The following is a 26,518-nucleotide window of genomic DNA, read 5'->3' on the forward strand; positions in this document are numbered from 1 at the left end:
GCCGGACTCGGGGTCCGGGAGGCCGGCCGGCGCGGGTGGGGTGGGGTCAGGCCCACGAGAAGGTCCACAGGCGGGTCTGCACGAGGCCGCCGGCGTACTCGCGGAGGGTGCCGGGCTGGGAGAGGTATGTGGGGAGGCTGAAGGCGCGGTGCTCGGCCGCCACGGTGAGGGCGCGGGCCAGGGTGCGCGGTGGGGCGGAGACGGACAGCGTGAGGGAGTCGAAGCCCAGGGAGAGCAGGGTGGCGCCGAAGCGGTCTTCCCAGCTGCGCAGGACGGCGGAGAGCTCCGCGACCTGGTCGGTGGACTTGATCATGCCTGTCCAGCCGAGGAGGGCGGGGATGTCGGCTGGGCGGTCGGTCTGGACGAGGCCGAGGCGGTGGGCGCTGCGGTTGGCCAGAATGGAGCCGGTGTTGCCGGCCTCGGCGAGGGGGTCGGCGCGGCGGTGGGAGCGGCGCGCGAGGCCGGGGAAGCGGGCGCCGAAGGGGCGCAGGCACGCGCCGTCGCAGCACGAGGTGTCCCACCAGCGCGCGAGGGCGTCGGCGGGGTCCGCGGAGTCGACGCGGTGCCCGGCCGGGGCGAGGCGGCCGCGGTCGTCCAGCCAGTCTTCCCCGCGCGCGGCGAACCGCTGGTCGTGCGGGATGAGCACGGGCCAGAGCCCGGAGCGCTCGAACTCCGCGACGCACTCCAGGTACCGGTGCGGCCGCGCGAGCGGCTCCTCGGACACCCAGATGCGCCCGTGCCACCGCCCGGGCGGCAACGTCTGGACCGGCGGTGCCCCGAGGCCGGGGCGGAACGGTGCGATCGTCATGAGCTTCCCCTCGAACTGGTGTTCGGTCCTGCACGTCGAACAGTAGTTCGAGGGGCCGACAATTTCCAGGAAAAGTTTCGCTCATCCGTTCGAGTGAACATCTAAATGAGCAGGTCAGGGTCAACGGGGCGAGGCTGCTGTGACAGATGAGGTCACTGCGACAGATGGGTGACGCGAAACCGCCGAGACATCAAGCGGAGATCACCACGACCGAGAAACCGGTAAGTTCCCGTCCAGCCGATGTCGAGAACCCCCGACCGGCTCCGTCTCCCGGGCACGAGCGGCCGACGGGGCCGCAAGAGGAAAGGACCGTCACCATGGCCGTCGCCGAAGACATCGATCGCGCCAGCGACTCGACGTGGGGGGACTGGGTAGCCGAGCAGACGCGTAAGTACGTGAGCTCCGCCGGCCTGGAGGGGCACGAGCAGAACGGCATCTACACCCTCATCCTCGCCACCACCGGCCGCAAGACCGGCGAGCCCCGCCGCACCTGCCTGATCTACGGCACGCAGGGCGAGGACTTCGTCGTAGTCGCCTCCAAGGGCGGGGACGACGACCACCCGGCCTGGTTCAAGAACCTCGAGGCCGAGCCGAGCGTCGGCGTGCAGGTCGGGGCGCGCCGGTTCACCGCGCGCGCCCGGGTCGCCGGTGAACAAGAGCGCGCGACGCTCTGGCCGAAGATGGCCGAGATCTTCCCGCTGTACAACGAATACGCGCAGAAGACCGAGCGTGTCATCCCGATCGTCCTGCTCACCCCGAACCCATGACGAAGTGACTACAGCGGCCGGCGCAGGTCCTCCGCGTCGACGATGTGGTACGCGTACCCCTGCTCCGCCAGGAACCGCTGCCGGTGCGCGGCGTACTCCGTGTCCACGGTGTCCCGGGACACGATCGAATAGAAGTGCGCCTGCCGCCCGTCGCCCTTGGGGCGCAGCAGCCGGCCCAGCCGCTGCGCCTCTTCCTGGCGGGAGCCGAACGTGCCCGAGATCTGGATGGCCACCGACGCTTCCGGCAGGTCGATGGAGAAGTTCGCCACCTTCGACACCACCAGCGTCCGCAGCTCGCCGCGGCGGAAGCGGTCGAACAGCTCCTCCCGCTCCTTGTTGCGCGTCGACCCCTGGATCACGGGCGCGTCCAGCTCCGCGCCCAGCATTTCCAGCTGGTCGAGGTACGCGCCGATCACCAAGGTGGGCTCGCCGGCATGACGCTCCACAATGGACTTGATCACGGGCAGCTTCGTCATCGCCGTCGCCGCGAGCTTGTACCGCTCGTCCGGCTCCGAAGTCGCGTACGCGAGGCGCTCGGCGTCCGTCAGGGTCACGCGGACCTCGGTGCACTCCGCGGGCGCGATCCAGCCCTGCGCCTCGATGTCCCGCCAGGGAACGTCGTACCGCTTGGGCCCGATCAGGGAGAACACGTCGCCCTCGCGGCCGTCCTCGCGCACCAGGGTCGCCGTCAAGCCCAGGCGACGCCGGGACTGCAGATCCGCCGTCATCCGGAACACGGGCGCCGGCAGCAGGTGGACCTCGTCGTACACGACGAGCCCCCAGTCGCGCGAGTCGAACAGCTCCAGGTGCCGGTACTCGCCCTTGGTCTTGCGCGTCACGACCTGGTACGTCGCGATCGTGACCGGGCGGATCTCCTTCTTCTCGCCCGAGTACTCGCCGATCTCGTCCTCGGTCAGCGACGTGCGCGCCACCAGTTCGCGCTTCCACTGCCGGCCCGCGACGGTGTTGGTCACCAGGATCAGCGTGGTCGCCTTGGCGTGCGCCATGGCCGCCGCGCCCACGAGTGTTTTGCCCGCGCCACAAGGCAGAACCACGACACCCGAGCCGCCGGCCCAGAACGCCTCCGCCGCCTGGCGCTGGTAGTCGCGCAGGTGCCAGTCCTGCTCGTCGAGGTCAATCGGGTGCGCTTCGCCGTCGACGTAGCCCGCGAGGTCCTCCGCGGGCCAGCCGACCTTCAGCAGCGCCTGCTTGAGCCGCCCGCGTTCGGACGGGTGCACGAGCACCGTGTCCTCGTCGACGCGCGCGCCGAGCATCGGGCTGATCTTCTTGTGCCGCGACACCTCTTCCAGCACCGCGCGGTCCGTGGTCGACATCACCAGGCCGTGGGCGGGGTGGTTGGTGATCTGCAGCCGCCCGAAGCGGCCCATCACGTCGACCACGTCGATCAGCAGCGGCTGCGGCACGGGGAAGCGCGAGTACGTGGTGAGCGCGTCCACCACCTGCTCCGCGTCGTGCCCGGCGGCGCGCGCGTTCCACAACGCCAGGGGCGTGATGCGGTACGTGTGCACGTGCTCGGGCGCGCGTTCCAGCTCGGCGAACGGCGCGATGGCGATCCGCGCGTCGTTGGCCTGAGGGTTGTCGACCTCGAGCAGCACGGTCTTGTCGGACTGGACGATCAGGGGGCCATCAGTCACTCGTCCTTTATACGTTCCCCCGCGCCGTCCCCTCCCGTCGCGGCCGTCCGGGTGCCAAGATGATCGGCAGGAAAAGCTGGAGGGGACCTTTGACCACACCACCGTTCGGCGTGCCGTCGGCCGCCAACCCGTTCCAGCCGCCGGGTACCGGCTCGTTCCAGCCGCCCCGGCCGGGCGCGCCCCGGCGTCTCTCGAGCACCGCGAAGGTGCTGGTCGCAGCAGGAATCGTGGCGGCGCTCGGCGTGGGCGTGCTCGCCGCGTTCGGCGTGGCCGCGATCGCCCGCTCGTCGGGCACGCCGGTGGCGGGCAGCTGCCTGTACCTGTCCGACGAGAGTGTCGGCACGCAGAGTTACCACGGCGTGAGCTGCTCCGAGCAGCGCGCCACCTACCGCGTCGACGACGTCGAAGACGGCACCTCGAGCTGCCGCGGCGGGGACTACGTGCGTTTCCAGCTCTTCCGGAGCACCAGCAGTTCGAGCCGCACCAGCGCGCCACGCGAGACGCTGTGCCTGGCGCTCAACGTCTCGTCCGGCGACTGCCTGCGCGACGTCGACGACGAGGCCGCGATCAGCAAGGTCACCTGCAGCGACCCCGACGCCGAGGCCCGGGCGGTCGTCCACCAGGGCAGCGGCGACGAGAGCTCGTGCAGTGTTGCCGACACCGCCCTCGTCTACGCCGGCCCGCCCGAGCGCACGGTCTGCCTGCAGCCCGCGGGCGAGAACATCTAGGGCTGGTTCTCGTCCGGCAGCATCGCCTGCACGTCGAGCCGGCTCGGGAGCAGGCCCGACGTGTGCATGAGGTCGGCCACGCGCTGCAGCCGGATGCCCGACAGCGTGGTCGGGTAGGTGCCCAGCGAGATCAGCGCCGCCGTGGTCGGGTCGATGTCGGAGAACGTCGGCAGCGCGTCGCGGACGATCGCCGGGTCGGCGGCGGTTTGCTGCGCCTGCACGAGCACGCGCCGGAAGACGGCCAGCGTGCGCGGGTTGTCGCGTGCGAACGCGCCGGTTGTCGCGTAGCCCGAAGCCGGGAAGTCGAGGGTGGCGCCACTGGACCCGTCGGCGAGGATCTGCGCGCCGAGCTCCTTTTCCGCCCGCGTGATGTACGGCTCCACCATCAGCGCCGCGTCGGCGTCGCCGGCCTGCAACGCGTCGGGCATCCGGGCGAACGGCTTGGCCACGAAGTGGATCTTCGCCGCGTCGACGCCGGCGGTCGCGAGCACGGAACGAGCGGTCAGCGCGCCGATGTCGTCGAGGTCGTCCACGGCGATCTTCGGCGACTTCTTCGCCGTGGGCTCGGTGTAGTCGGAGTTCGGCAGCGTCACGAGGGCGATCGTGTTGTTGCCCGACGTGTAGGCCTCGCCTTGCAGCTGCAACGCGGTGCCGGCATTGGCCGCGCGGAAGAGGGACACGTCGCTGGCGAACGTCACGTCCAGCTGTCCCGAGCCGAGTCTCGCCAGGCCGTCCTCGGTGCCGAGGTCCACGAGCGTCACGTTCAGCCCGGCCTCGCGGAACTTCCCGGCGGCCGCCGCGATGCGCAGCGGGGCGGTGTCGATCGGCCCGCCGACGCCCACGCGCAGAGTGGTCCGCTCCACTGGCGCCGGCGCCGCTGCGTCACCGGAATCGAACAGCGAGCAGCCGCTGATGGCCAGCAAGACCGCCACCAGCGGCAACACCAGTGCACGCACGTTCATCCGCTCTCAACCACCGGGAGAATCTCCGCATCACGCTGGATCGTATGGGCCGCTGCCCATACGATCCCCGACAGGGCCGTGACCCCGCCAGTGCGGCTTCCCGATCCGGTCGAGCAAAGCTACTGCCGAGTAAACTCGAATCGGACACCCCCGATGTCGTCCGCGGATGAGGTGCCGCGGTGGAAAAGGAAGCTTAGGTGAGCCGTCGCGACCAGCGTCCCCGAACGGGCGACGCGACGGATCCCGCTGCCGCCAGACAGGTCGGGGGCCGCTGGCGCCTCCGCAACTGGCACCTGCGGACCAAACTCTTCGCTGTCCTGCTGATCCCCGCGCTCGCCGTGATCGGGCTCGTGGGCCTGCGCGTGAGCACGGACCTGCGCGACGCCCAGCAGCTCGCCGAGTTCGCCGCTCGCGGCCGCGTGGACAGCACCGTGGCCGAGGTCCTGCACCAGCTGCAGCGCGAGCGCGACGTCACGGTGCGGTTCGTCGCCGGCAACCGCCAGGGCGCCACCACCGACCTCACGGGCCAGCGCACGCGCGTGGACCAGGCCATCGGCACGTTCGAGAAGACGCTCGCCGCCAGCTTGCCGCGCCTCGACGCCGTGGCCGCCAGCAGCCTGCAGCAGAGCGACGACCGGCTGCGGGTGCTCAGCGGCCTGCGTTACTCCGCCGAGCACTCCGCGTTCCCCGCCGACGCCGTGCTCCGCTCGTACAGCGAGCTGATCTCCGGCCTGCTCGACATCAGCGACATGGCCGCCGCCGACGTGTCCGACCCCGATCTCGCCCGGCTCCGCCTCGCCGGCAACGCCCTCGCGCGGATCAAGGACCAGATGTCGGTCAAGCGCGCGATCATGTCCGAGGCGCTCGCCGAGGGCAGCCTCAACCGCGACCGCACGCGCGCGCTGCTGGGTGCGGAGGCCGAGCTCAACGCCGCGCGCAACGATTACCGCACCTTCGCGACGCCCGACCAGCTGCGGATGTACGACGACACGGTGATCGGCCTCGTCGTCGACATCGGCAACGACATGGTCGAGTCGGCGCTGACCCGCGCGGAGAACGGCCAGTCGCTGCAAGGTCTGGACCCCGACCAATGGGACACCGCGGCCACCTACACGGTGAACCTCGCCCACCAGGTGCAGGAAGCGCTGCTGGTGCAGCTGCAGCAGCAGACCGATTCGCTCGCCGCGCGCGCCCGCACGTCGACGATCTGGGACGGCGGCATCGTGCTCGCCGTGCTGCTCGTGGCCGGCATCCTGTCCGTGGTCATCGCGCGTTCGCTGCTGCGGCCGCTGCGCGTGCTGCGGCGCACGGCGCTCGACGTGGCCGACCACCGGCTGCCCGAGGCCGTGCAACGGCTGCTGACCGATCCCGATCCGGCGCCGGAGAACCTGCGGCACCGCGCGGCCGTCGCGCCCGTGCCGGTGTTCACGCGCGAAGAGGTGGGCCAGGTCGCGCGCGCGTTCGACGCGGTCCACGGCGAGGCCGTGCGGCTCGCGGCCGAACAGGCGATGCTGCGCGAGAACGTCAACTCGATGTTCGTCAACCTCTCGCAGCGAAGCCAAGATCTCGTCGAACGACAGCTGTCCGTGCTCGACCGCATGGAAGCCGGCGAGCAGGACCCGGACACGCTCGCGGGCCTGTTCGAGCTCGATCACCTCGCCACGCGCATGCGCCGCAACAGCGAGAACCTGCTGGTGCTCTCGGGCACCGACCTCGTGCGCGAGGACAGCGGACCGGTGGTGGCCGACGAGATCGTGGGCGCCGCGCTGTCCGAAGTGGAGGATTACCAGCGCATCGAGCTCGGCTCCGCGCCGACGCTCGCGGTGCGCGGCGAGGCCGTGAACGACCTCGTGCACGTGGTGTCCGAGCTGCTCGAGAACGCCACGCGTTACTCGTCGGAACGCGCAGGCGTCACCGTCGAAAGCGCCGAAACCCCCGACGGCGGCTGGCGCATCGAGATCACCGACCGCGGCGCGGGCATGCCGCAGGCCGAGATCGACCGCACCAACGCGCGCCTGGCCAACCCACCGGACGTCGACGTCGAGGTCTCGCGCCGGATGGGTCTCTACGTGGTCGCGACACTCGCCCAGCGCCACCACATCGACGTCTCGCTGCGCCTGGCCGAAGGCACCGGCATCACCGCGACGGTGCTCGTGCCCACCGAACTGATCGTCGACGCGCCGCCGCTGCCCGAGCCGCCCGCGCCCGTCGCCGCCGAACCCGAGCCGGCGCCGGAGCTGTTGCCGCCATTGGCCCCGCTGGTCGCCGCGTCGGCCGGACCCGCTGCCGAGGAAGAAAATCCCGAGCCGCCGGCGGAAGCGCCGATCGTTCCGGTGCTCGAACCGGGCCCGCCGCGGCGCGCGCCGGTGGTGGAGAGCACGCCGCCGTGGCCGGCGCAGGAGGGCCGTTCGCACCTCGATCTGGACGCGCCGACGGAACGCATGCCCGCCTACCGGGACGTGCTGTCGCGGTGGTTCGACGCGGCCACGCCGCCACCCGAGGGACGGGCGCCGGCGCCGCCGGAACCGTTGCCCGTGGCGGAACCCGTGGCAGAACCGGAACCGCGGCCGGACCGCACGCCGGAATCTGTACCGGAACCCCCAGCTCCCGAGCCGCCCGCGCGGCACGCCCGCACCGTGCTGGAACCGGACTACGTTGCACCCGCGTTTCCGGCCGAGCAGTTCCCCACGACCGATCCGGACGAGAGCCCGGCCCCGCCGGAGTGGCCGACCTCGGACGAGCTCGAGCAGGAGGACGGCGCCGAGGACACGTGGCCGTTCCTGCGCGTGTCCGAGATCGAAAACGCAGGCGAAGACGGCATGGAGGCCAGCCCCGGGCAGGTGCCCGAGCAGCGGCCGATACTCTCGCTTTCCCCCGAAGCGGTGCGCGAGCGGATGACGAGCCTTCAAGGCGGGTTCAGGCGTGGCCGCCACGCCCGGGGGGACGAGAACCCCACGACCTGATCGAACGGATGACCCATGAGCTCGAAGACCGCCCTGCTGGAAGTGATCGCGCTGGGTCCGGAAGACGCGCAGCGCGCTCAGGAAGGCGGGGCGGACCGGCTCGAACTGGTCGCGGACATGGCGCGCGACGGGCTCACTCCTTCGGAGCAGACCGTGCGCGATGTCCTCGCCGCCACCGACCTGCCGGTGCGCGTGATGCTGCGCGGCAGCGACGGTTTCGCCGCCGGTGACCTCGACGCCCTGCGGGCCGACACCGCGAGGCTCCTGGCCGCCGGTGCGCGCGAGTTCGTGTTCGGCTTCCTCACCGAGGACAACGAGATCGACGTCGACGCGTGCCGCTCACTGCTGAAGGAGCTCGACGGTGCGCCGTGGACCTTCCACCGCGCCATCGACCGCGCGCGCGACCCGCTCGCCGCGTTCGACGTGCTCACCGAGCTCGGCTGTGACACGGTGCTCGCGGCCGGCAGCCCGCATGGCGTCGGCAGCGGGCTTTCCGTGCTGCAGCGCCTGGCGCGGCGCACTGAAGGCCCTTCGCTGCTCGTCGGCGGTGGCCTGCGCGCGCAGCAGGTGCACCTCCTGCGCGCCGGTGGCGTGCGCGGGTTCCACGTGGGCAGCGCGGTGCGTCCCGGTGGCTGGGAGTCCCCTGTGGACGCTGCGGCCGTTCGTGAATGGGCGGAGCTCGTCAAAAGCTGAGCTAAGGTGTAGGGAGGTCTCCCGCCCGGGTGGCGCTTAGCCGGGCAGCACAAGCCGAAGGCACGGGTCGTGGAGGCGAGTCAGAACGGAGAGCGTGACGACACCGCGCTTTCTCGTGCCTGGCGCCGGGTCAAGGACGAAGCACGCCTGCTCCGCGTCGAAGTCACGGTGGCGGCACTGTGCGACTCGGCCGTGGCGTGGCTCGGTGTCGCCGGGGCGTCCGTGCTGGTGAGCATCGGCCCGGGCCGGCAAGAGGTGCGGGTGGCCACCGACGACCTCGCGGCCGTGCTCGCCGAGATCGAGATGACGGTGGGCGAGGGCCCGGTCCGCAGTGCGCGAGACCTGCGGTCTCCGGTGCTGGTGGGCGACTTCGATGCGGTCGAGCAGACGCGCCGCTGGCCGCTGTACGCGCCGCTCGCCGTGCAGGCCGGGGTGCACGCGCAGTTCGTGCTGCCGCTGCGGGTGGGGCTCGTCGACGTGGGCACGGCCGTGTTCCACCGGAAGGCACCCGTGCCGCTGGAGCCCGCGTTGCTGGCCGACGCACTGGCCTACGGTGAACTGATGCTCCTGCTCTTGCTTGACGAGCAGGTGGGAGCGGCGGGCGACGAACCCGTGAACCTGTCGCTGCGAGCGGCGCAGGTCCACCAGGCCACGGGCATGGTGGCGGCACAGCTCGATGTCGGTCTCGACGACGCCTTCGCTGCGCTACGGGCGCGGGCGTTCGCGGAGCAGCGCCCCCTGTCCGAACTTGCCGCGGACGTGGTGAGCAGGCGGTTTCGGTTTGAACTGGAAGGGGGAACCTCATGAACGTGGCGTTCTGTGTGGTGGGAGATGGTTCAAGTGGCTGACGGGCAGCTGGTGGACACATTCGTGGAGCTGGCGGACACGCTCACCGACGACTTCGATGTGATCGAGTTCCTCCACCTGCTCGCGGCTCGCAGCGTGGCGCTGCTCCCGGTCGACGCCGCGGGCATCCTGCTGGCGGGCCCGAGCGGCGAGCTGCAGCTCGTGGCGAGCTCCGACGAGCACGTGCGGCTCCTGGAGCTCTTCCAGCTGCAGCGCGACGAGGGTCCCTGCCTCGACGCGTTCCGGACGCGGACCCCCGTGAGCGCGGCGGACCTCGCCCAGGACGACGCCGGCTGGCCCGCGTTCGCCGCGGCCGCGCTCGGGCACGGCTTCCACTCGGTGCACGCGTTTCCGATGCGCCTGCGGTCCGACGTGATCGGCGCGCTCAACCTCTTCGCGGCCACGCCGGGCGAGCTGTCGGAGGAAAACCTGCAGGTCGCGCGCGCGATGGTCGACGTCGCCACCATCGGCCTGCTGCAGGCCCGCACGATCCAGCAGCACGAAGTGCTCGTCGAGCAGCTGCAGACCGCGTTGAGCAGCCGGGTCGTGATCGAGCAGGCGAAGGGGTTCATCGCGGAGCGGCTGAACCTGGAGATGGACCAGGCGTTCACCGTGCTGCGGCGGTTCGCGCGGGGCAACAGCCGGAAGCTGAGCGTGGTGGCGGCCGAAGTGGTGAACCGGTCGGAGACCGTGGGGGAGCTGTTCCGTAACCCGCCGACGCGCTGAAACGTTTCGACCGGTCGGCGGAGTACACGGCTGTGATTCGGCACTAACGTTGGTTGCTTCGTCCTGGACCTCGGCGGAAATCGGTTCCGGTCCGGCAAGGTGCAGGAGGCGCACTGTGGGCGTGCGTATTCAGTTCGGCGTGCTCTCGAGGAATCGGCGAGGGGTTTCCTCGATCGCGGCGCACCCGCTCGTGATGGGTGTGCCGCTGATCCGAAGGCTCTTTCACCGCCGGGCTCGGGGCCGGTGTTGACGCGTCAGTCGTCCTCCTTCTTCTTCGGCTCCGGTCCACCCCGCATCAGCCGGCGCAGCTTCGTGAGCGCCCGGTGCTGGCTCACCCGCACGGCCACGGCGCTCGGCAACCCCAGCGCGGCGGCCGTTTCCTCGGCGGAATAGCCGAGAACCACCCGCAACGTCAGCAATTCACGCTGCTCCGGGGCCAGATGCCCCAGCAGCTCCTCGATCTGCAGCCGGGAGTCAGTCTGGGCGAACTCGTCGGGGCCGGGCTGGTCCTCGTCGCCGGCGTCGGCGTGCGGGTCGGCGCGGTTGCGCGAGCGGCGGCGGAACTCGTCGGCGACCTTGTGGCCCGCGATGCCGTAGACGAACGGCAGGAAGCTGTCTGTCTCGTACCGGTAGCGCGGCAGCTCCACCAGCACGGCGAGCAGCACCTCCTGCGCGCAGTCCTCGGCGCCGCCGCTCAGGCCGAGCCGGCCGCGGCAGTAGCGGAGCACGAAGGGGCGCACGAACTCCACGAGCTCGCCCACCGCGGCGCGATCGCCCGCCACGGCAGCCGCGACGAGCCGGCTGTCCGGACGCAGCGTCGGCGCGCGGTCGTCGGTGGCCATCCACATCGTTCCCAGGTCGGGCGGGCCGCCGGACCGAAGTGGCGCGGCGGATGAGCACGCTCGACAACCGGGGGCCGGGGACGCTTCGCGAGCCTCCGACAGCCTGCTCCGAGGGGCCGGGATTGTCCATCGGACAGGCTCGGTGACAGGAAGACTGGGGCAACGGGCTCGGTCGCAGTCGGACGGGCTGCGCAGCTGTGTTCGATCAAGAACCACCCAAAACGACCGAAAACGGGCGTTAAGGAAACCGGCCCATTTTCAGGACAGCTGCGGCGAAAACCTGCCGAAATTGCTCTCGTGAAACATAAACGGACTGTGAAAAGCTCAGCCAAAAGTAGGTTCCTCGGCGGCTTATGCTCCTTCCTAGGTCGACGCATGAAGTGTTTCGGTCAGGTCCCCCACCGTTTGAGAGGAATTGCCATGCGCTTGCGCAAGCTCGTCGCCGCAGCGGTCCCGCTGCCGGCGTTGCTGTGCCTTTCCCTGGCCGGCGTGGCCCACGCCGATCCCTTGATCACCATGAGCGGCAACGCGGCTCCGCTGGCCTCGAGCGCCCGCAGCGGCGACGTCGACGCTGGTCAGCAGATCAACGCGGCGCTGTCGCTGAAGCTGCACAACCAGCAGGCCCTCCAGCAGTTCCTCTCCGACGTCCAGAACCCGGCCTCGCCGCAGTACCACCACTTCCTCACTCCGGAGCAGTTCAATGCGGCATTCGGCCCAACGCAGGCCGATGTCGCCAAGGTCGTTTCATTTCTGAAACAAAACGGCGCGAGCGGAATCGAGGTTTCCGGTAACCGGCAGGCCATCACGTTCACCGGTTCGGCCGCACAGCTCGAATCCACATTCCACACCCGCCTCGGCAATTACACCGACACGACCACCGGCCGCAAGTTCTTCGCCAACGACTCCGCCCCCGCGTTGCCCGCCTCCGTTTCGTCGGTGGTGCAGGCCGTGGTCGGCCTCGACAACCACGCCGTGAAGGAGCACTCGGCCACCACGGCCGCTCCCAAGGTGGTCAAGGCCGTGACGCCGAGCATCCTCAAGAGCGCCTACTCCACCAGCGGCCTCTCGGCCACGGGCTCGGGTGTGAACGTCGGCTTCGTCGAGTTCGACGGCTACCGCAAGTCCGACATCACCAGTTACGACTCGAAGTACGGCCTCTCCGGCGGCAGCGTCACCACCGTCCCGGTCAGCGGCGCCAACTACGACTCCAGCCCGGGCGACGGTGAGGTCGAGGTCGACCTTGACATCGAGGTCGTGCACGCGCTCGCGTCGAAGGTGAGCTCGTTCGTCTACGAGGCCCCGAACTCCAACGCCGGCGAGCTGGCGATGTACCAGAAGATCGCGTCGGACGCGCAAGTCGACGTCGTCTCCATCTCGTGGGGCTCGTGCGAGTCGGCCGAGGGTTCGTCGGCCGCCAACAGCGTGAACAACGCGATCGCCTCCGGCACCGCCGAGGGCATCACCTACTTCGCCGCCGCGGGCGACGACGGCACCACCGACTGCGCCCGCCAGACCGGCAGCCGTTCGCAGGCCGTCGACTTCCCGGCGTCCAGCCCCAACGTCACCGGCGTCGGCGGCACCCAGCTCACCGTCACGTCGTCCAACGGCTACAGCAGCGAGAAGGCCTGGAACGACGGCACCTCGGGCGGCGCCGGCGGCGGTGGCATCTCGACGCTGTTCACCGCGCCGTCCTGGCAGTCGCACCAGAGCACCACGAAGCGCAAGGTCCCCGACGTCGCCGGGGACGCCGCTTCGGGCTCCGCGTACACCATCGTCAGCGAGGGCAGCACCGGCAACGTCTGGGGCACCTCCGGCGCCGCCCCGCTGTGGGCCGCCTTCACCGCACTGCAGAACCAGGTCCACGGCGGTCCGCTCGGCAACCTGAACCCGACCTTCTACAGCATCGGCAACGGTTCCTCGTACTCCACGGGCTTCCACGACGTGACCACGGGCAACAACACCTTCAACGGCACCACCGGCTTCAGCGCCGGCACGGGTTATGACCAGGTGACTGGTTGGGGTTCGTTCAAGGGCACGGGGCTTTCGGGCCTGATCGGCTGAGTTTTCCTCTTTTCGTTGCGGCGGGGCCCTTTCCGGTTCGGGAACGGCCCCGCTTCGGTGTTTACGGCCGGGTGCGGCAGGCCCGTGGGCCGAACTGGCCGGCCGGTTCTGTCGGTGGTGGCCGATAGGGTGGACACGTTTCCCGGAAAGACAACACCTTCCCGAAAAGACAGGGCGGCGCATGACTTCCACCCGGCAAGACGGAGACACCTGGGACCTCGCGTCCAGCGTGGGCGCCACGGCGACCATGGCCGCGGCGGCGAGGGCGATCGCGACGCGGGAGGGCGGCGGGCTGTTCGCGGATGCGTTCGCCGAGCCGCTCGTGCGGGCGGTGGGCATCGATCTGCTCACGCGGCTGGCGAGTGGGGAAGAGCCGCCCGGGGACTTGGTGGGGCGGGTGGCGATCGAGGTCGCCAAGGTGCGCGGGAAGTTCTACGACGATTTCTTCCGAGAAGCGACGAAAGCCGGCATCACGCAAGCCGTGATCCTGGCCGCGGGACTGGATTCCCGCGCCTACCGGCTGCCGTGGCCGGAGGGGACTGTCGTGTACGAGCTCGACCAGCCCGACGTCATCGAGTTCAAGACCCGTGCCCTGGCCGAGCTCAACGCGGAGCCGACCGCGGAGCGACGGGTCGTCGGGATTGATCTGCGGGAGGATTGGCCCGCCGCGCTCAAGGCCGGCGGGTTCGACGCGACCCAGAAGACCGCGTGGAGTGCCGAAGGGCTGTTGGGGTACCTGCCGCCCGAGGCGCAGGATCGGCTGCTGGACACCATCACCGAGCTGAGCGCGCCGGGCAGCCGCGTGGCCACCGAGAGCCGGCCCAACCCGAAGCCGGGCGACGAGGAGAAGACCAAGGCGGGGCTGAACCGGATCGCGGAACGCTGGCGGGAGCAGGGTTTCGACACGGACATGGCGAAAGTCCGCTACTACGGTGAGCGCAACGAAGCCGCCCCCTACCTCACCGGGCTCGGTTGGGAGCTCAGTGGCGCCACGATCGCGGAACTCCTGTCCGCCAACGGCCTGCCCCTGGCAGACGACTCGCTGCGCCTGAGCGACGTGCGCTACGTGAGCGGCACCAATGTTCACTCGGGTGGGTGAGACAACCCGCCGGGAGCCGGGATAACCTCCGGATCATGCGCACGATTCGCGACGCCACGCGGGAACTGCTCCGGAATCTCGGCCTGACCACGGTGTTCGGCAACCCCGGCACCACGGAGATCGCGTTCCTGACCGAGTGGCCCGACGACTTCACCTATGTCCTCGGGCTGCAGGAGTCGGCCGTCGTGGCGATGGCGGACGGGTACGCGCAGGCGACGCGCAAGCCGGTGCTCGTGAACCTGCACTCGGCCGGTGGCGTGGGCCATTCGCTGGGCCACGTGTTCACCGCTTTCCGCGACCGGGCGCCGTTGATCGTGCTGGCGGGGCAGCAGACGCGCTCGCTGCTGCCGGACGAGCCGTTCCTGGGGGCCGTCGAGGCGGCGAGCTTCCCGAAGCCCTACGTGAAGTGGAGCATCGAGCCCGCGCGGGCGCAGGACGTGCCGGCCGCGATCGCGCACGCGTACTACATCGCGACGCAGGCGCCGCAGGGTCCGGTGTTCGTCTCCGTGCCCGTGGACGACTGGGACGCCGAGGCGACCATGCCGCTGCCCGCCGGCCGGCGGACACCGAGCTTCGCGCCCGACCCCGCCGCTCTGCAGGAGCTCGCGAAAGCCCTGGACGAAGCGGAAAACCCGGCGCTGGTCGTCGGCGCCAGTGTGGACGGCGACGGCGCCGTGCCGGACGTGGTCGCGCTCGCCGAGAAGCTCAAGGCCGGCGTCTGGGCCGCGCCGATGTCGTCGCGGTGCTCGTTCCCCGAGGACCACGACCTGTTCCTCGGCTTCCTGCACCCCGAACGCAAGGCGGTGGCCGAGGCGCTGCGCGAGCACGACGTCGTGGTGGTGCTGGGCGCGCCCGCGTTCACCTACCACGTGTACCGCGGCGAGCCGGAGGAGCCGTTGCCGCCGCTGTACCTCGTGAGCGACGACGAGCAGATCCTCGCCCGCGCGGGCAACGGCACCGGCATCCGGTCCACGCCGAAGCTCGCCATCCAGGCCCTCACCGGCAGCGTCACCAAGAAAAGCCGCGAAATCCCGGCCCCGCAGGCGAAGCCGGCCAAGCCCGCCGAAACCACACCGATCTCGCCGGACTTCGCCTACGCCACGGTCGCGGATCTGTTGCCGGACAACGCGATCGTCGTCGAGGAGACGCCGAGCCACCGCAACTGCCTCCACGACCACCTGCCGATCACTTCCACCGACACGGGATTCCTCACCGTCGCGAGTGGCACGCTCGGTTACGGCCTCCCGGCGGCCGTCGGCGCGGCGCTGGGCCGGCCCGACCGCAAGGTCGTCGCGATCCTCGGCGACGGCTCCAGCATGTACTGCGTGCAGGCACTGTGGACGGCCGCGCGCCAGAACGTGCCGGTCACCTTCGTGGTGCTGGACAACGCGCAGTACGCGGCCGTGCGGATCCTCGGTGAGTCGGCCGGTGGCAAGAAGGTGCCAGGCACCGAGCTCGGCGGCATCGACTTCGCGCAGCTGGCCGAGAGCATGGGCGTGCCCGCGCGTACTGTCGAAAAGGGCGGTGACCTGCGCGAGGCCCTCACCGACGCCCTCGCCGAAAACGGCCCCGCGCTCGTCCATGTGAAGGTGGACCCGAATCCGCAGAAACTGTATTGATCTTCGCGATTGACCCGACCGGGTGACGCTGTTTGGATGACCTGGTGCAGCCTCTACTGACTCCCGGACAGCAGGAACTCGTCGCACAGGCCGGCAAGCTCGCCGACGCCTTCGCCGAGCGCGCCAGCCTGCACGACCGCGAGAACTCCTTCCCCCACGAGAACTACGACGACCTGCGGGAAGCGGGTTTCCTGCGCCTGTCCGTGCCAGAGGAGCTCGGCGGCTTCGGCGCGGGCCTGCCGGAGATCCTGCCCGTGCTGGAGCGCCTGGCGATGGGCGACGGCGCCACCGCGCTCGCGTTCACGATGCACCTCTCGCCGCTGGGGCAGTGGGCGAGCGTCTGGCGGCGCACGCAGTCGCCGCGCCTGGCCGAGCTGCTCACGAAAGCCGCCGACGGCAAGCTGATCTGGGCGTCGGTGACCAGCGAAACGGGCCTGCGCAACGACATGACGGACTCGAACACCGAGGCCGTCCGCGTCGAAGGCGGTTTCGAGCTCACCGGCCGCAAGAGCTTCGCCACCAACACGGCCGTGGCCACGCACTGCTCCACCACCGCGCGGTACGAGGACGCCGAAGGCGGCCCGCGGCTGCTGCTGTGCCAGATCGCGCTCGACCAGCCCGGGGTCACGATCCACCAGACGTGGGACACCATGGGCATGCGCGGCACGCAGAGCAACGACGTCGAACTCGCCAAGGTGTTCGTCGAGGACAGCGCGGTCGTCCACTCGCTGCCGGTGAAGCACCTCGACGCACGGGTGCTGGAAACCGTGTGGTCGTGGGCGATGCCGGCGTTCTCGGCCGTCTACACGGGAGTCGCGGCGGGTGCGCTCGACTGGACCGTCCGTTCACTGCAGAAGCGCGGCAAAACGGGCGATCCGGTGCTGCAGGACGTGATCGGCGAATGCCAGATCCTCCTCGACAGCTCGCGGGCGCTCATCCGCAGCCACGCCGAAGACGTGATGTCGAGGCGTCTCTTCACCGGCGACGTGCAGGACGGAGTGGCCCGCTGCGCCGTCGTGAAGTACGTGGCGGCCAACAACGCCGTGCAGGTGATGCAGCGCCTCGTCGACGTGCTGGGCGGCATGTCGTACACGAAGAAGCTGCCGTTCGAGCGGATGTGGCGCGACGTGCAGGCGAGCACGTTCATGCCGATGGGCAACCTCGCCACGCGCAAGCTGGTGGGCGCCAACGTGCTCGGCGTGCGGACGCTGCCGGAGATCGGGCCCGACGAGACCGGCCCGGACTCCCGAGCGAAGGCCTGAGACAGGCAGTACTGAGAAAAGAAAACGGGGCACCCGGCAGGGTGCCCCGTTTTGCGAGAACACCCCTCAGCTCTTGGCCTCAGCCTTGACCACGGCCTCTTCGGACTCCACCAGCTCACGCTCGGCTTCATCCGCCACCGCCGCCGAAGCCGGCCCGTGCAGCAACCGCGCCACCTCACCGCGCAGCGTCACGAACTCGGCCGACTCCCGCGTGGTGATCTGGTCCCGCTCCGCCGGCAGGCCCACGGGCAGGTCGGCGACGATCCGCGCCGGCGACTTCGACAGCACCAGCACCCGGTCGCCCAGGTACACGCTCTCGTCGATGTCGTGCGTCACCAGCAGCACCGTGGTGCCCTGCTCGCGCTGTACCCGCCGCAGCAGGTCCTCCAGCTCGAAGCGCGTCTGCGCGTCGACGGAGGCGAAGGGCTCGTCCATGATCAGCAGTGCCGGCCGCGAAGCCAGCGCCCGCGCGATGGACACGCGCTGCTGCATGCCGCCCGAAAGCTGCCACGGGAACTTGGCCCCGACCCCGGCCAGACCGACCGCTTCGAGCGCCGAAGCGGCTCGCTTGCGCCGCTCGGCCTTGTGGAGTTTGGTCCAGCGCAAGGGGAACTCGACGTTCTTCGCCACGGTCAGCCACGGGAACAGTGAGCGGCTGTAGTCCTGGAACACCACGGCGAGGTCGTCGGGCACGCCGGTGACCAGGTCGCCGTGCAGGCTCACGGTGCCCGACGTCGGCGGCACCAGGCCCGCGATCGCACGCAGCAGCGTCGACTTGCCGCACCCCGAAGGGCCGACGATGCACGCCAGCTGGCCCGCCTCGACGGTGAACGTCAGGTCGTTCACGGCCACATGCGCCTTGTCGCCCGCGCCGTAGCGGTGGCTGAGGTCGGAGACCTCGAGCATGGTCGACATTCTGACTACCTTCCGGAAAGTTCTAGGGACGGCCGGGCTGCCACTTGAGCACCCGGCGCTCGACGGCGAGCAGGGCCGCGTTGAACCCGTAACCCAGGATGCCCAGCAGCACGATCCACGCCCACATCTGGTCGAAATCGTACGCGCGCTGGGCGGCGATCAGGGCGTAGCCGATGCCGTTGAGCGAGCCGACGAGCTCCGAGATCGCCATGAGGATCAGCGAGATCGACAGCGAAAGCCGCAGACCCGCGAAGATCTTCGGCATCGCGGCCGGCAGCACGACCGTGGTGATCCAGTAGAACCGCGGCGTGCGGAACGCCCGCGCGGTCTCCGCCTTCACCTTGTCGACCGAACGCACGCCGTCCACGGTGTTGAGCACGATCGGCCACACGGAACCGAAGATGATCGTGGCGATCTGCATGCCCGGTCCGATGTGGAACAACACGATGAACACCGGCACCAGCGCGGGCGGCGGGATCGCGCGGAAGAACGCGAACAGCGGCCCCACGTAGTCCATGCCGGTCTTCGAACGCCCGAGCGCTGTTCCCAGTGCGACACCCAGCACCACCGAGAGCAGCCAGCCGCCGAGCACGCGCGCGAGGCTCGGCAGGACGTGGTCGAACACCGCCTGGCCGAGGAAAACGTGCGAAGCCGGGCCGGAGAACCACAGCTTCACCGCCGCCGCGACGATCTTGGTGGGCGGCGGGAAGAACACGCTTTCCGTGAACTGCGTGATGACCTGCCAGATCACCACGAGCACCACGAACAGCAGCCACTTGCGCGCGAACCCGCTCAGGCCGCGGGCCACGCGGCTGCGCGCGGCGCTTACCGGCTTGCCGACGACGGTCACGCGACGTCCCCTTCGTCGTTGCTGCTCCAGCGGAACAGGCGCTTGCCCAGCCGTTCGAGCCCTTCGTTGGCGAGGAATCCCAGCACCCCGGCCACGACGGTGCCCGCGAGCACCAGGTCCATCCGCCCGGAGCCGGACGACGCCTCGAGCACGAACTGCCCGATACCCAGCTTCGCCCCGGCGAGGAACTCCGTGCTGATCACAAGGATCAGCGAGATCGCCGCCGACATCCGGATGCCGGTGAACACAAACGGCGCCGCGTGCGGCAGCGCCACCGAGGTCAGCAGCCGCGATTTCGGCGTGCCGTAGGAGCGCGCCGTCTCGATGAGCACCGGGTCGATCTCGGCCATCGCGTAGATGGTGTTGAACAGGATCGGCCACACGGCGGCGTAGACCGCGAGCAGGATCTTCGACTCGGGTCCGCCGCCGACCACGATCAGGATCAGCGGGATCCACGCCACGGAAGGGATGGGCCGCAGGAACTCGACGATCGCCTTGGTCGCGTCGCGCAGCCAGCGCACGCTGCCGAGCAACAGTCCGGCCGGCACCGCGACGGCGATGGACACGGCCATCGCGATCAGCCACGCGAGCACGGACGCGATCACGTCACGCACGAACTCCGTGTCGCCGAACAGCTCGCCGATGCGCGCGAACACGACCGTGGGCGGCGGCACGTCGTTCTGGTCGATCAGGCCGACCCGCACGACGACCTCCCAGATCAGGAGGAAGCCGAGCAGGCCGACCAGGTTCCGAACGATCCGCACGTCAGGAGGCGCTCGGCTGCGCCACGATCATCTGCGCGACGTCGATCTTGGCCGGGATCGACCCGAACTGCTGCAGCAGGTCCGGCACGCGCTGCAGACGACGGGCGTCCAGAGTGGACTGGAAGGTGAGCAGCGCGGTGAGCGAGGCGGTGGCCTCGTCGACCTTCGAAAACTGCACCATCAGCGGCTCGATCTTCGAGCGGTCCGCCGACTCCTTCGTGGCGCGCAGCATCGCGCGCTGGAACGCGGCCACGGTCTTCGGGCTCGCCGAAGTGAACTTGCCCAGCGCGCCGTAGCCCGCGGTCGGGAAGTCCTGGGTGGCACCGGTCGCGGTGTCGATGATCGGCACCGTGCCGTTGGTCTTCGCCGAGCCCGTGATGAACGGCTCGGTGAGGAAGCCCGCGTCCACGTCGCCGCGCTTCACGGCCGCGCCGATGCTCGGGAACGGCAGGGAAACCCACTGCACCTTGGAGAAGTCCACGCCGTTGTCGCGCATCACGGACTTGGTCAGGGTGTCGCAAATGGTGTTCTGCGCGGTGATGGCGATCTTCTTGCCCGCCAGGTCGCGCACGCTCTTCACCGAACCGTTGGGCATGGCCACGATCTCGGTGCTCTTCGGGCCGGCCGAGGAGGCGTCGGACACGAACTTGATGTCCGCGTTGCCCTTGCTCTTCGCGATGAAGAACGGCGTGTAGCTCGCGTAGGCGATGTCGACCTCTCCGGACAGGAGCTTCGTCACGGACGCGTCACCGCTGGCGGCGTCGACGGACTCGACCTCGAGGCCTTCGTCCTTGAAGTAGCCGTTCTGCACCGCGAGGTGGAACGGCGCGACGTCGATCGTCGGCATGATCGAGACCTTGATCTTCGTCTTCTCGAGCCCCGACGCGCCGTTGGTGCTGCCCGAGTCGTCCGAACCTCCGAGCAGGCCGCAGCCACTCGCGGTCAGTGCGACGCCGCTCGCCATGGCGAGGGAGAGGAAGCCACGGCGCCCGAGTCTTGCCTGGCTGCTCCCGGCTGTTTCAAACAAGGCCACTCCTTGGAGAATGAGGTCACGTGGGTGTTGACCAGTGCTGGGTTTGGTGGGTGTGGCTCATTGTCCGGAGTCACGCGGCTACTGTAGAGAAGCGACGCATCCATCACAATGGGTGTTCATCAACGGTCCGACAGTGGCGTGAATCACTCGATCAGGGGATCGAGGTGGTCGATTTGAAGATCATCTGGCACGTCGGAGCCAACTACGAATCGGCTTGATCCGCTACCTGGGTGTTCCGGATCGGCTGTCAAGAGGGTTACAAATCACCGAGTCGTTCGCTACCCTCTGCTCCGGCAGTGTGAGGTGTGGACCACCGATGTAGTGAGAGTCAGCCTCGCTGAGAGGCACTCTGCGCGGGCCGGCGCTCGTCGGCGGACTGGTGGCTTAGGCCTAATGGACCAGTGATCGACCAGTGCGGGGACCGAACGCCATGCAAGTACTGAACCGATTCCGCGTCCAGGGCGGCGCGAAACCGCACCTGGAAGTGGATCTTTTCGCCCGAAAGGGTGTAATGGCCCAGGCTGACCGGGCCGCTGAGGTGCCGGGCGGGCTGCCGGGAGCGTGCGGGTAGTGGTCGCGGGCACGGCAGGCTTCAACTCACAGGGTCCCTCGGGCCCGGACGAAGATGGTGGTGCGGCGGTGCCGAACGAAGACACCGCGGGGGTGGGAGGGGCCCCTGCGCGCGAAAGTGGGGTGAATCCCGCACGACGGGGTTCGGTCTTCGCGCTGAACAACTGGCGGCTTCGCTCGAAGCTCGCTCTCATCCTGATCATTCCGACGCTCACCGCGCTGGTGCTCGGTGCCCTGCGGGTGGCGGACGACGCGCAGCAGGCCGTGCAGCTCGGCCACACCGCGGACCAGGTCGCGTTCGCGGGCAAGGTGACCACGGTCATCCACGACCTGCAGGGTGAGCGCAGCCTCGCCGTCGCGCGGATCTCCTCCGGCGACGCGCTGCGCCAGACCGGGCTCGACGCGCAGATCGCGAAGGTCGACCACGACGTCGAGGACCTGCGCAACTCGCTGGTCAACCTGAATCCCGATGACCAGGCCACCGCTGATCGGTACGCCCGCGGAATCCAGCGCCTCGACGCGCTGCGCCCGCTCCGCGCGGCCGTCGGCTCGTCGTCCTACTCCGACGTCGCGGTGCTCGACACCTACTCCTCCATCCTCAACTCGCTCATCCAGCTGGGCCGCGAGGTGACCACCGCGGTCACCGACCGGGACCTGCTGCGGCTGGGCAACAGCACGCAGGCCATCAGTGAGGCCAAGGAGTTCACGCTCCGCGGCGACACGGCCCTGCAGATCGCGGCCTTCCGCAACGGCTTCCCCGGCGACCTGCTCGACGAGACGCGCGCCGCCGAGGCCAGTGGCGACGCGTCGATCGCGGCGTTCCTCGCGAACGCCACCGACGACCAGGTGCAGCTGTACTCCGACACCGTCTCGGGCCCGGAGGTCGACGACCGGCGCCGCATCCAGACGCAGGCGTTCTCCTTCGCGCAGCAAGGCGAAGCGCTCAACATCGACCCGACGCAGCTCGGGCAGGACAGCACCGTCGCCTCCGACAAGATGCGCGCGGTCGAGACGAACCTGCTCACGCAGTTGCGGACGCAAGCCGACGACCTGGCCAGCTCGGCCGTGCGCTCGGCGTGGGTCGGCGGGGTGATCGTGCTCGCGGCGCTCATCGCGGCGCTGATCCTCATGCTCGTGATCGCCCGCCTGATGCTGCGGCCGCTGCGCGTGCTGCGGACCACGGCACTCGATGTGGCCTACACGAGGCTGCCGGAGACGGTTCAGTCCATTCTGGACGATCCGGACCCGGTCAACGCGTCCAAGAAGGCTGTCGACCCGGTGCCGGTCACCTCACGCGACGAGATCGGTGAAGTGGCGCGCTCGTTCGACGTGGTCCACGGCCAGGCCGTGAAGATGGCCGCGGAACAGGCCCTGCTGCGCGAGAACGTCAACGGCATCTTCGTGAACCTCTCGCGGCGGTCGCAGCGGCTGGTGGAACGCCAGCTCGGCGTGATCGACCGGCTCGAGGCCGACGAGCAGGACCCGGACCACTTGGCGAGCCTGTTCGAGCTCGACCACCTCGCCACCCGGTTGCGGCGCAACGGTGAGTCGCTGCTGGTGCTCTCGGCGCCGGCCTCGCGAAGTCCGTGCCCAAGCCGGTGCCGGCGGCCGACGTGATCGGCGCCGCGGTCTCGGAGATCGAGCAGTACGCCCGCATCGAGGTCGGCATCGTCCCCGAGGTCGCCGTGCAGGGCCTCGCGATCCACGACCTCGTGCACGTGCTCGCCGAGCTGCTGGACAACGCGACCTACTTCTCCGAGCCGGAGACGAAGGTCACAGTCCGCGCCGTCGTCACACGTAAGAAGGCCCTGGCGATCCAGATCACCGACCACGGTGTCGGCATGACGGAGGACCGCCTCGCCGAGGTCAACCAGCGCCTGGCCGACCCGCCGGACCTCGACGTCTCGGTGACGCGGCGAATGGGTCTGTACGTGGTCGCGCGCCTGGCCCAGCGCCACGGCATCGAGGTGCGGCTGCGCGAGAACGAGGACATCGAGGGCGGCGTGATCGCCCGCGTGGTGGTGCCGGCCGAGCTGCTCACGCAGCTGCGCGTCAACAACCCCGCGCCGCGGCAAACGCCGCCGCCGCTGAACCGCAACGAGGTCTCGCACCCGAGCCTGCCGCCGGTCAACCGGCAGCAGTTCGACCAGTTCGACTCGCAGTTCGACTCGACGCCACCGCCTCCTTCGGCACCGCCCGCGGCTCCGCCCGCACCGGCCGTGCCGGCGCAGTCCAACGGTGGCCTCGTGCCGCTCGACCAGCCGATCAGCCTCGACGACCTCGTGGCCGGAAACCGCGCGGCCGGGCCGTTCCTGAGCCCGGAGGCGTCGCTGCCGGAAGCACCGGCGTGGCCGACGGCCGAAGATCTCGCCCCGCTCACCCAGCAGTCCAACGGGGATGGTGCGAGCCTGTCGGAGACCCAGTTCCCGCCGCTGGTGCTCCCGAAGCGCGAACCGAAATACGTCGCGCCGGAGGAGCCGCAGCGCCAGGATCCGGCCGTGGACGACGGTGCGTCGGCCCTCGAGGACGACGTGCCCACGCGGCGCCTGCCGATCTACCAGTCGGTGCTTTCGCGGTGGTTCAGCGAGGGCAGCGAGGACGGCGAACCCGGTGCGGCCGACGAGCACGGCGCTCCGGCCGCCGACGCGGCCCCGGCCGAGACGGCTCCGGCGGAACCGAAAGCCGCCGAGGCACTCGGGGCCCCGGCGACGAACGGGGCCCCGGCCGCCGCCGAGGAGCCGTCCGGGATCGACAGCGCCTTTGACAGCCGTGAGGAGGAGCCGATCGAAGCGACGCCTCTCTACCCCGGTTCCGACGACGGCTGGAGCAGCGCGTCGGACGAGGGCTGGCAGGCCGCGCAGTCGTTGCTGGAGAAGAAGGCCGAGGAGATCACGCCGGCGGGCCTGCCCAAGCGGGTGCCCAACGCGTACCTCGTGCCGGGCTCGATCGGCGGTGACTCGGCACCGGATGACCAGCACAATTCGTTCACCGACGCGACTTCCGGTCTGCCCGGAACGGGTGCTATCACCCGCTCGGCTGCCGCGGCCCGCAACAGGATGGCAAGCTTCCAGCGTGGGTACACCTCCGGACGGCACAGTTTGAAGGAACGGCCGGCCGACGAAGCCCGGCTCGACGACGAAGGCGTACGCGTCACCGGGTCCGGGTATGTGAGCGACAGCAGTGAGGAGCGACAGTGACACGGGCGGGTGCAGTGCAGCCGGGTGGCGGCTCGGCGCAGCCGAACGGCAGGGCCGGCGGCGGCGTGGCGGGCAGCTTCGCGTGGCTGATCACGGACTTCGTCCACCGGGTTCCGGGCGCGGCCCACGCGGTGGTCGTTTCGGCCGACGGGCTTCTGCTCGCGGCTTCGCGAGGGCTGCCGAAGGACCGGGCCGATCAGCTGGCGGCGGTCGCCTCCGGGCTGACCAGCCTGGCGCGCGGCGCGGCGAAGGTGTTCGAAGGCGGCCCGGTCGCGCAGACCGTGGTCGAGATGGCCAACGGTTTCCTCTTCCTGATGTCGGTCTCCGACGGCTCGTGCCTCGCGGTGCTGGGCGCGCCGGACAGCGACATCGGTCTCGTCGTGTACGAGATGACGTTGCTGGTCGAACGAGTCGGCCAGCAGCTGACGCCGGAAATGCGCGCGCAACTGCAGGGCGCTGCGATCCGCCGCTAGGCGGATCGGGAACTTCAGGAGCAGACCGTGGACGACGGGCGCTTGAGGGGCGATGGCCGGCTCGGTGACGATTTCACCGGCGGTTGGGCCGAGGCCGGCGAAGGCCGGGAGGACTGGAAGTCCTTCCGGGACCGAGTGGACCGCGAGTGGCGCGCCCGGCGCGCCACGGGATCCGACGCGGATCCGGTGCGGGAGCCGCCGAACTGGCTGACGGACTCCAACGCCGGGCAGCAACCGATCACCGGCGAGTACCGCGACCGCCTCCTTGGCGGTCCGGGTGCCGAGCTGTTCGGCGGCGCGAGCGGGCCGCTGTATGACTCCGCGGAGTTCGCGGCGTTCAGCGCGCAACGCGACGGCTCGCCGGGACCGTCGTCCAACGAGCTCGCCGAAGCCCTGCCGATGCAGGCCGCGGGCGAGTACGTGGACGAACCGCCGGTGGCCGAGGTGGAGACGTCCGGGCTCGTGCGCCCGTACTTCCGCACGCGCGGCCGGACGAGGCCGACCTACGACCTCGCGATCGAGGCCCTGGTCTCGACCAGCGAGCAGGGGCGCGTGCTGGACCGCGTGCGCGTGCCCGAGCACCGGTCCATCTGCGATCTGTGCATCGACACCCGCTCGGTCGCGGAGGTGGCCGCGCTGCTGCGCCTGCCGCTGGGCGTCGTGCGGGTGCTCATTGGTGACGTGGCGGGTCTCGGACTGGTGCTGGTGCACACCACCAGCAGTACTTCCTCGGGCGACCGCCCCAGTATCGAGTTCATGGAAAGGGTGCTCAGTGGGCTTCGGAGAATTTGACTCCGACGCGAACACACCGCAGGTGACGGGTCCGACCTCGTCGGCCAAGATCGTGGTCGCGGGTGGGTTCGGTTCGGGCAAGACGACGCTGGTCGGGGCGATCTCGGAGATCGACCCGCTGACCACCGAGGCCATGATGACCGAGGCGAGTGTCGGCCACGACGACACTTCGGCCACGCCGAACAAGACGACCACCACGGTCGCCATGGACTTCGGCCGGATCTCGCTCGACTCGGACCTCGTGCTGTACGTGTTCGGCACGCCGGGCCAGCACCGGTTCTGGTTCATGTGGGACGACCTCGCCGTCGGTGCGATCGGGGCCGTGGTGCTGGTGGACACGCGGCGGCTCGCCGACGCGTTCCCGTCCATCGACTTCTTCGAGAACCGGAAACTGCCGTACGTGGTCGCGATCAACTGCTTCGACCGGTTGCTGCACCACCAGATCGAAGACGTGCGGCACGCGCTGACGATCTCCCCGTCGGTGCCGATCATGGCCTGCGACGCGCGCGAGCGTGACTCGGCCAAGCAGGTGCTGATCTCGGTCGTACAGCACGCCATCGCTCACGACACGGCACTGAGGGCAGGCTAGAAACCCGAGTACCCGGAGCGGGGTGCGGCCGTTGGAGTGAACTCCACGTGCTTCACCCGCTTCGGGGAGTGGTGCCTCCGACCGGAGTAGGGCGCCCCGCCCGCTCTTCGGTACGGTCGGGGCCGGCAAGGCCCGAACGGGCAGCCGAATGGCCGGTGACCTGCACAGACACCCCGCTGCGCACAGTTGCCGGCGCCACCACCGAGTGACCCACGGATGCGTGGTCCCGGAGGGGCTCGCGCGGTGTGCGTCCGGATGCGTACGCACAGTGCCCGGGTGCTCGCCCGACGCGGACTCGACAGTG

The 26,518-nt window shown here is 69.9% G+C and carries 23 protein-coding genes; 15 read left to right on the top strand and 8 right to left on the bottom strand.

What is annotated here, in order from left to right:
• Positions 1-46: 46 nt before the first annotated feature.
• Positions 47-808, bottom strand: coding sequence for a DUF4253 domain-containing protein (locus QRX50_RS12310; RefSeq protein ID WP_285972071.1), 762 nt, complete (start codon positions 806-808; stop codon positions 47-49).
• A gap of 317 nt (positions 809-1,125) precedes the next feature.
• Between QRX50_RS12310 and QRX50_RS12315 the strand changes: the two genes are divergently transcribed.
• The gene (locus QRX50_RS12315; RefSeq protein ID WP_285972072.1) at positions 1,126-1,575 is read left to right on the top strand and encodes a nitroreductase family deazaflavin-dependent oxidoreductase; all 450 of its coding nucleotides are present in this window, start codon (positions 1,126-1,128) and stop codon (positions 1,573-1,575) included.
• Between the two features lie 8 nt (positions 1,576-1,583).
• On the opposite strand, the gene QRX50_RS12320 is transcribed toward QRX50_RS12315, so the two are convergent.
• Entirely contained in the window at positions 1,584-3,230 is a 1,647-nt protein-coding gene (locus QRX50_RS12320) for a DNA repair helicase XPB (protein ID WP_285972073.1), read from the bottom strand.
• Positions 3,231-3,319: 89 nt separating this feature from the next.
• Between QRX50_RS12320 and QRX50_RS12325 the strand changes: the two genes are divergently transcribed.
• Entirely contained in the window at positions 3,320-3,958 is a 639-nt protein-coding gene (locus tag QRX50_RS12325) for an LppU/SCO3897 family protein (RefSeq protein WP_285972074.1), read from the top strand.
• Here the strand turns inward: QRX50_RS12325 and QRX50_RS12330 are convergent.
• A complete protein-coding gene (locus QRX50_RS12330; RefSeq protein ID WP_285972075.1) occupies positions 3,955-4,920 on the bottom strand; it encodes an ABC transporter substrate-binding protein in 966 nt (321 codons plus the stop codon). The genes QRX50_RS12325 and QRX50_RS12330 overlap by 4 nt on opposite strands.
• Positions 4,921-5,117: 197 nt before the next feature.
• Between QRX50_RS12330 and QRX50_RS12335 the strand changes: the two genes are divergently transcribed.
• From QRX50_RS12335 to QRX50_RS12350, 4 genes are all read left to right on the top strand, one after another.
• Positions 5,118-7,883, top strand: a complete 2,766-nt coding sequence (locus QRX50_RS12335) for a sensor histidine kinase (RefSeq protein ID WP_285972076.1) — start codon at positions 5,118-5,120, stop codon at positions 7,881-7,883.
• A 15-nt stretch (positions 7,884-7,898) separates the two neighbouring features.
• Positions 7,899-8,576 carry a copper homeostasis protein CutC gene (locus QRX50_RS12340; RefSeq protein ID WP_285972077.1) on the top strand — a complete coding sequence of 226 codons (678 nt, stop codon included), beginning with the start codon at positions 7,899-7,901 and terminating at the stop codon, positions 8,574-8,576.
• A 69-nt stretch (positions 8,577-8,645) separates the two neighbouring features.
• Positions 8,646-9,383, top strand: a complete 738-nt coding sequence (locus QRX50_RS12345; protein ID WP_285972078.1) for an ANTAR domain-containing protein — start codon at positions 8,646-8,648, stop codon at positions 9,381-9,383.
• A 24-nt stretch (positions 9,384-9,407) separates the two neighbouring features.
• Positions 9,408-10,148, top strand: a complete 741-nt coding sequence (locus tag QRX50_RS12350; protein ID WP_285972079.1) for a GAF and ANTAR domain-containing protein — start codon at positions 9,408-9,410, stop codon at positions 10,146-10,148.
• A 254-nt stretch (positions 10,149-10,402) separates the two neighbouring features.
• Here the strand turns inward: QRX50_RS12350 and QRX50_RS12355 are convergent, their stop codons facing one another.
• Positions 10,403-10,990 (bottom strand): sigma-70 family RNA polymerase sigma factor, encoded by a 588-nt coding sequence (locus QRX50_RS12355; protein ID WP_285972080.1) that lies wholly within the window; start codon positions 10,988-10,990, stop codon positions 10,403-10,405.
• A 420-nt stretch (positions 10,991-11,410) separates the two neighbouring features.
• Here QRX50_RS12355 and QRX50_RS12360 point away from each other — a divergent pair, with 420 nt between their 5' ends.
• From QRX50_RS12360 to QRX50_RS12375, 4 genes are all read left to right on the top strand, one after another.
• Positions 11,411-13,051, top strand: coding sequence for a S53 family peptidase (locus tag QRX50_RS12360; protein WP_285972081.1), 1,641 nt, complete (start codon positions 11,411-11,413; stop codon positions 13,049-13,051).
• Positions 13,052-13,232: 181 nt separating this feature from the next.
• A complete protein-coding gene (locus QRX50_RS12365; RefSeq protein WP_285972082.1) occupies positions 13,233-14,150 on the top strand; it encodes a class I SAM-dependent methyltransferase in 918 nt (305 codons plus the stop codon).
• A gap of 35 nt (positions 14,151-14,185) precedes the next feature.
• Complete coding sequence (gene mdlC / locus QRX50_RS12370; protein WP_285972083.1) at positions 14,186-15,769, top strand: benzoylformate decarboxylase; 1,584 nt, start codon at positions 14,186-14,188, stop codon at positions 15,767-15,769.
• Between the two features lie 44 nt (positions 15,770-15,813).
• Positions 15,814-17,031, top strand: a complete 1,218-nt coding sequence (locus tag QRX50_RS12375; RefSeq protein ID WP_285972084.1) for an acyl-CoA dehydrogenase family protein — start codon at positions 15,814-15,816, stop codon at positions 17,029-17,031.
• Between the two features lie 66 nt (positions 17,032-17,097).
• Here the strand turns inward: QRX50_RS12375 and QRX50_RS12380 are convergent, their stop codons facing one another.
• Genes QRX50_RS12380 through QRX50_RS12395 form a run of 4 tightly spaced genes read right to left on the bottom strand, consistent with a single transcriptional unit; the run spans position 17,098 to position 20,524 of the window.
• On the bottom strand, positions 17,098-17,946 hold the full coding sequence (locus QRX50_RS12380) for an ABC transporter ATP-binding protein (protein ID WP_285972085.1): 849 nt from the start codon (positions 17,944-17,946) through the stop codon (positions 17,098-17,100).
• A gap of 22 nt (positions 17,947-17,968) precedes the next feature.
• Positions 17,969-18,796, bottom strand: a complete 828-nt coding sequence (locus QRX50_RS12385) for an ABC transporter permease (protein ID WP_285972086.1) — start codon at positions 18,794-18,796, stop codon at positions 17,969-17,971.
• Positions 18,793-19,560 (bottom strand): ABC transporter permease, encoded by a 768-nt coding sequence (locus QRX50_RS12390; RefSeq protein ID WP_285972087.1) that lies wholly within the window; start codon positions 19,558-19,560, stop codon positions 18,793-18,795. The genes QRX50_RS12385 and QRX50_RS12390 overlap by 4 nt, the downstream gene beginning before the upstream one ends.
• A gap of 1 nt (position 19,561) precedes the next feature.
• Entirely contained in the window at positions 19,562-20,524 is a 963-nt protein-coding gene (locus QRX50_RS12395) for an ABC transporter substrate-binding protein (protein ID WP_285974437.1), read from the bottom strand.
• 762 nt (positions 20,525-21,286) lie between these two features.
• Here QRX50_RS12395 and QRX50_RS50255 point away from each other — a divergent pair.
• From QRX50_RS50255 to QRX50_RS12415, 5 genes are read left to right on the top strand one after another with little or no spacing between them, the layout of a single operon-like run.
• Positions 21,287-22,780, top strand: a complete 1,494-nt coding sequence (locus QRX50_RS50255) for a nitrate- and nitrite sensing domain-containing protein (protein WP_434533263.1) — start codon at positions 21,287-21,289, stop codon at positions 22,778-22,780.
• Positions 22,750-24,360, top strand: a complete 1,611-nt coding sequence (locus tag QRX50_RS50260; protein WP_434533264.1) for a sensor histidine kinase — start codon at positions 22,750-22,752, stop codon at positions 24,358-24,360. The genes QRX50_RS50255 and QRX50_RS50260 overlap by 31 nt, the downstream gene beginning before the upstream one ends.
• The gene (locus QRX50_RS12405; RefSeq protein WP_370643691.1) at positions 24,357-24,833 is read left to right on the top strand and encodes a roadblock/LC7 domain-containing protein; all 477 of its coding nucleotides are present in this window, start codon (positions 24,357-24,359) and stop codon (positions 24,831-24,833) included. The genes QRX50_RS50260 and QRX50_RS12405 overlap by 4 nt, the downstream gene beginning before the upstream one ends.
• Before the next feature lie 27 nt (positions 24,834-24,860).
• A complete protein-coding gene (locus tag QRX50_RS12410; RefSeq protein ID WP_285972088.1) occupies positions 24,861-25,625 on the top strand; it encodes a DUF742 domain-containing protein in 765 nt (254 codons plus the stop codon).
• Positions 25,606-26,214: a GTP-binding protein gene (locus QRX50_RS12415; protein WP_285972089.1), complete on the top strand. Its 609-nt coding sequence runs from the start codon at positions 25,606-25,608 to the stop codon at positions 26,212-26,214. Before QRX50_RS12410 ends, QRX50_RS12415 begins: the two co-directional genes overlap by 20 nt.
• The last annotated feature ends 304 nt before the right edge of the window (positions 26,215-26,518 follow it).

Origin of the sequence: Amycolatopsis sp. 2-15, assembly GCF_030285625.1 — a bacterium.
GTDB lineage: Bacteria > Actinomycetota > Actinomycetes > Mycobacteriales > Pseudonocardiaceae > Amycolatopsis > Amycolatopsis carbonis.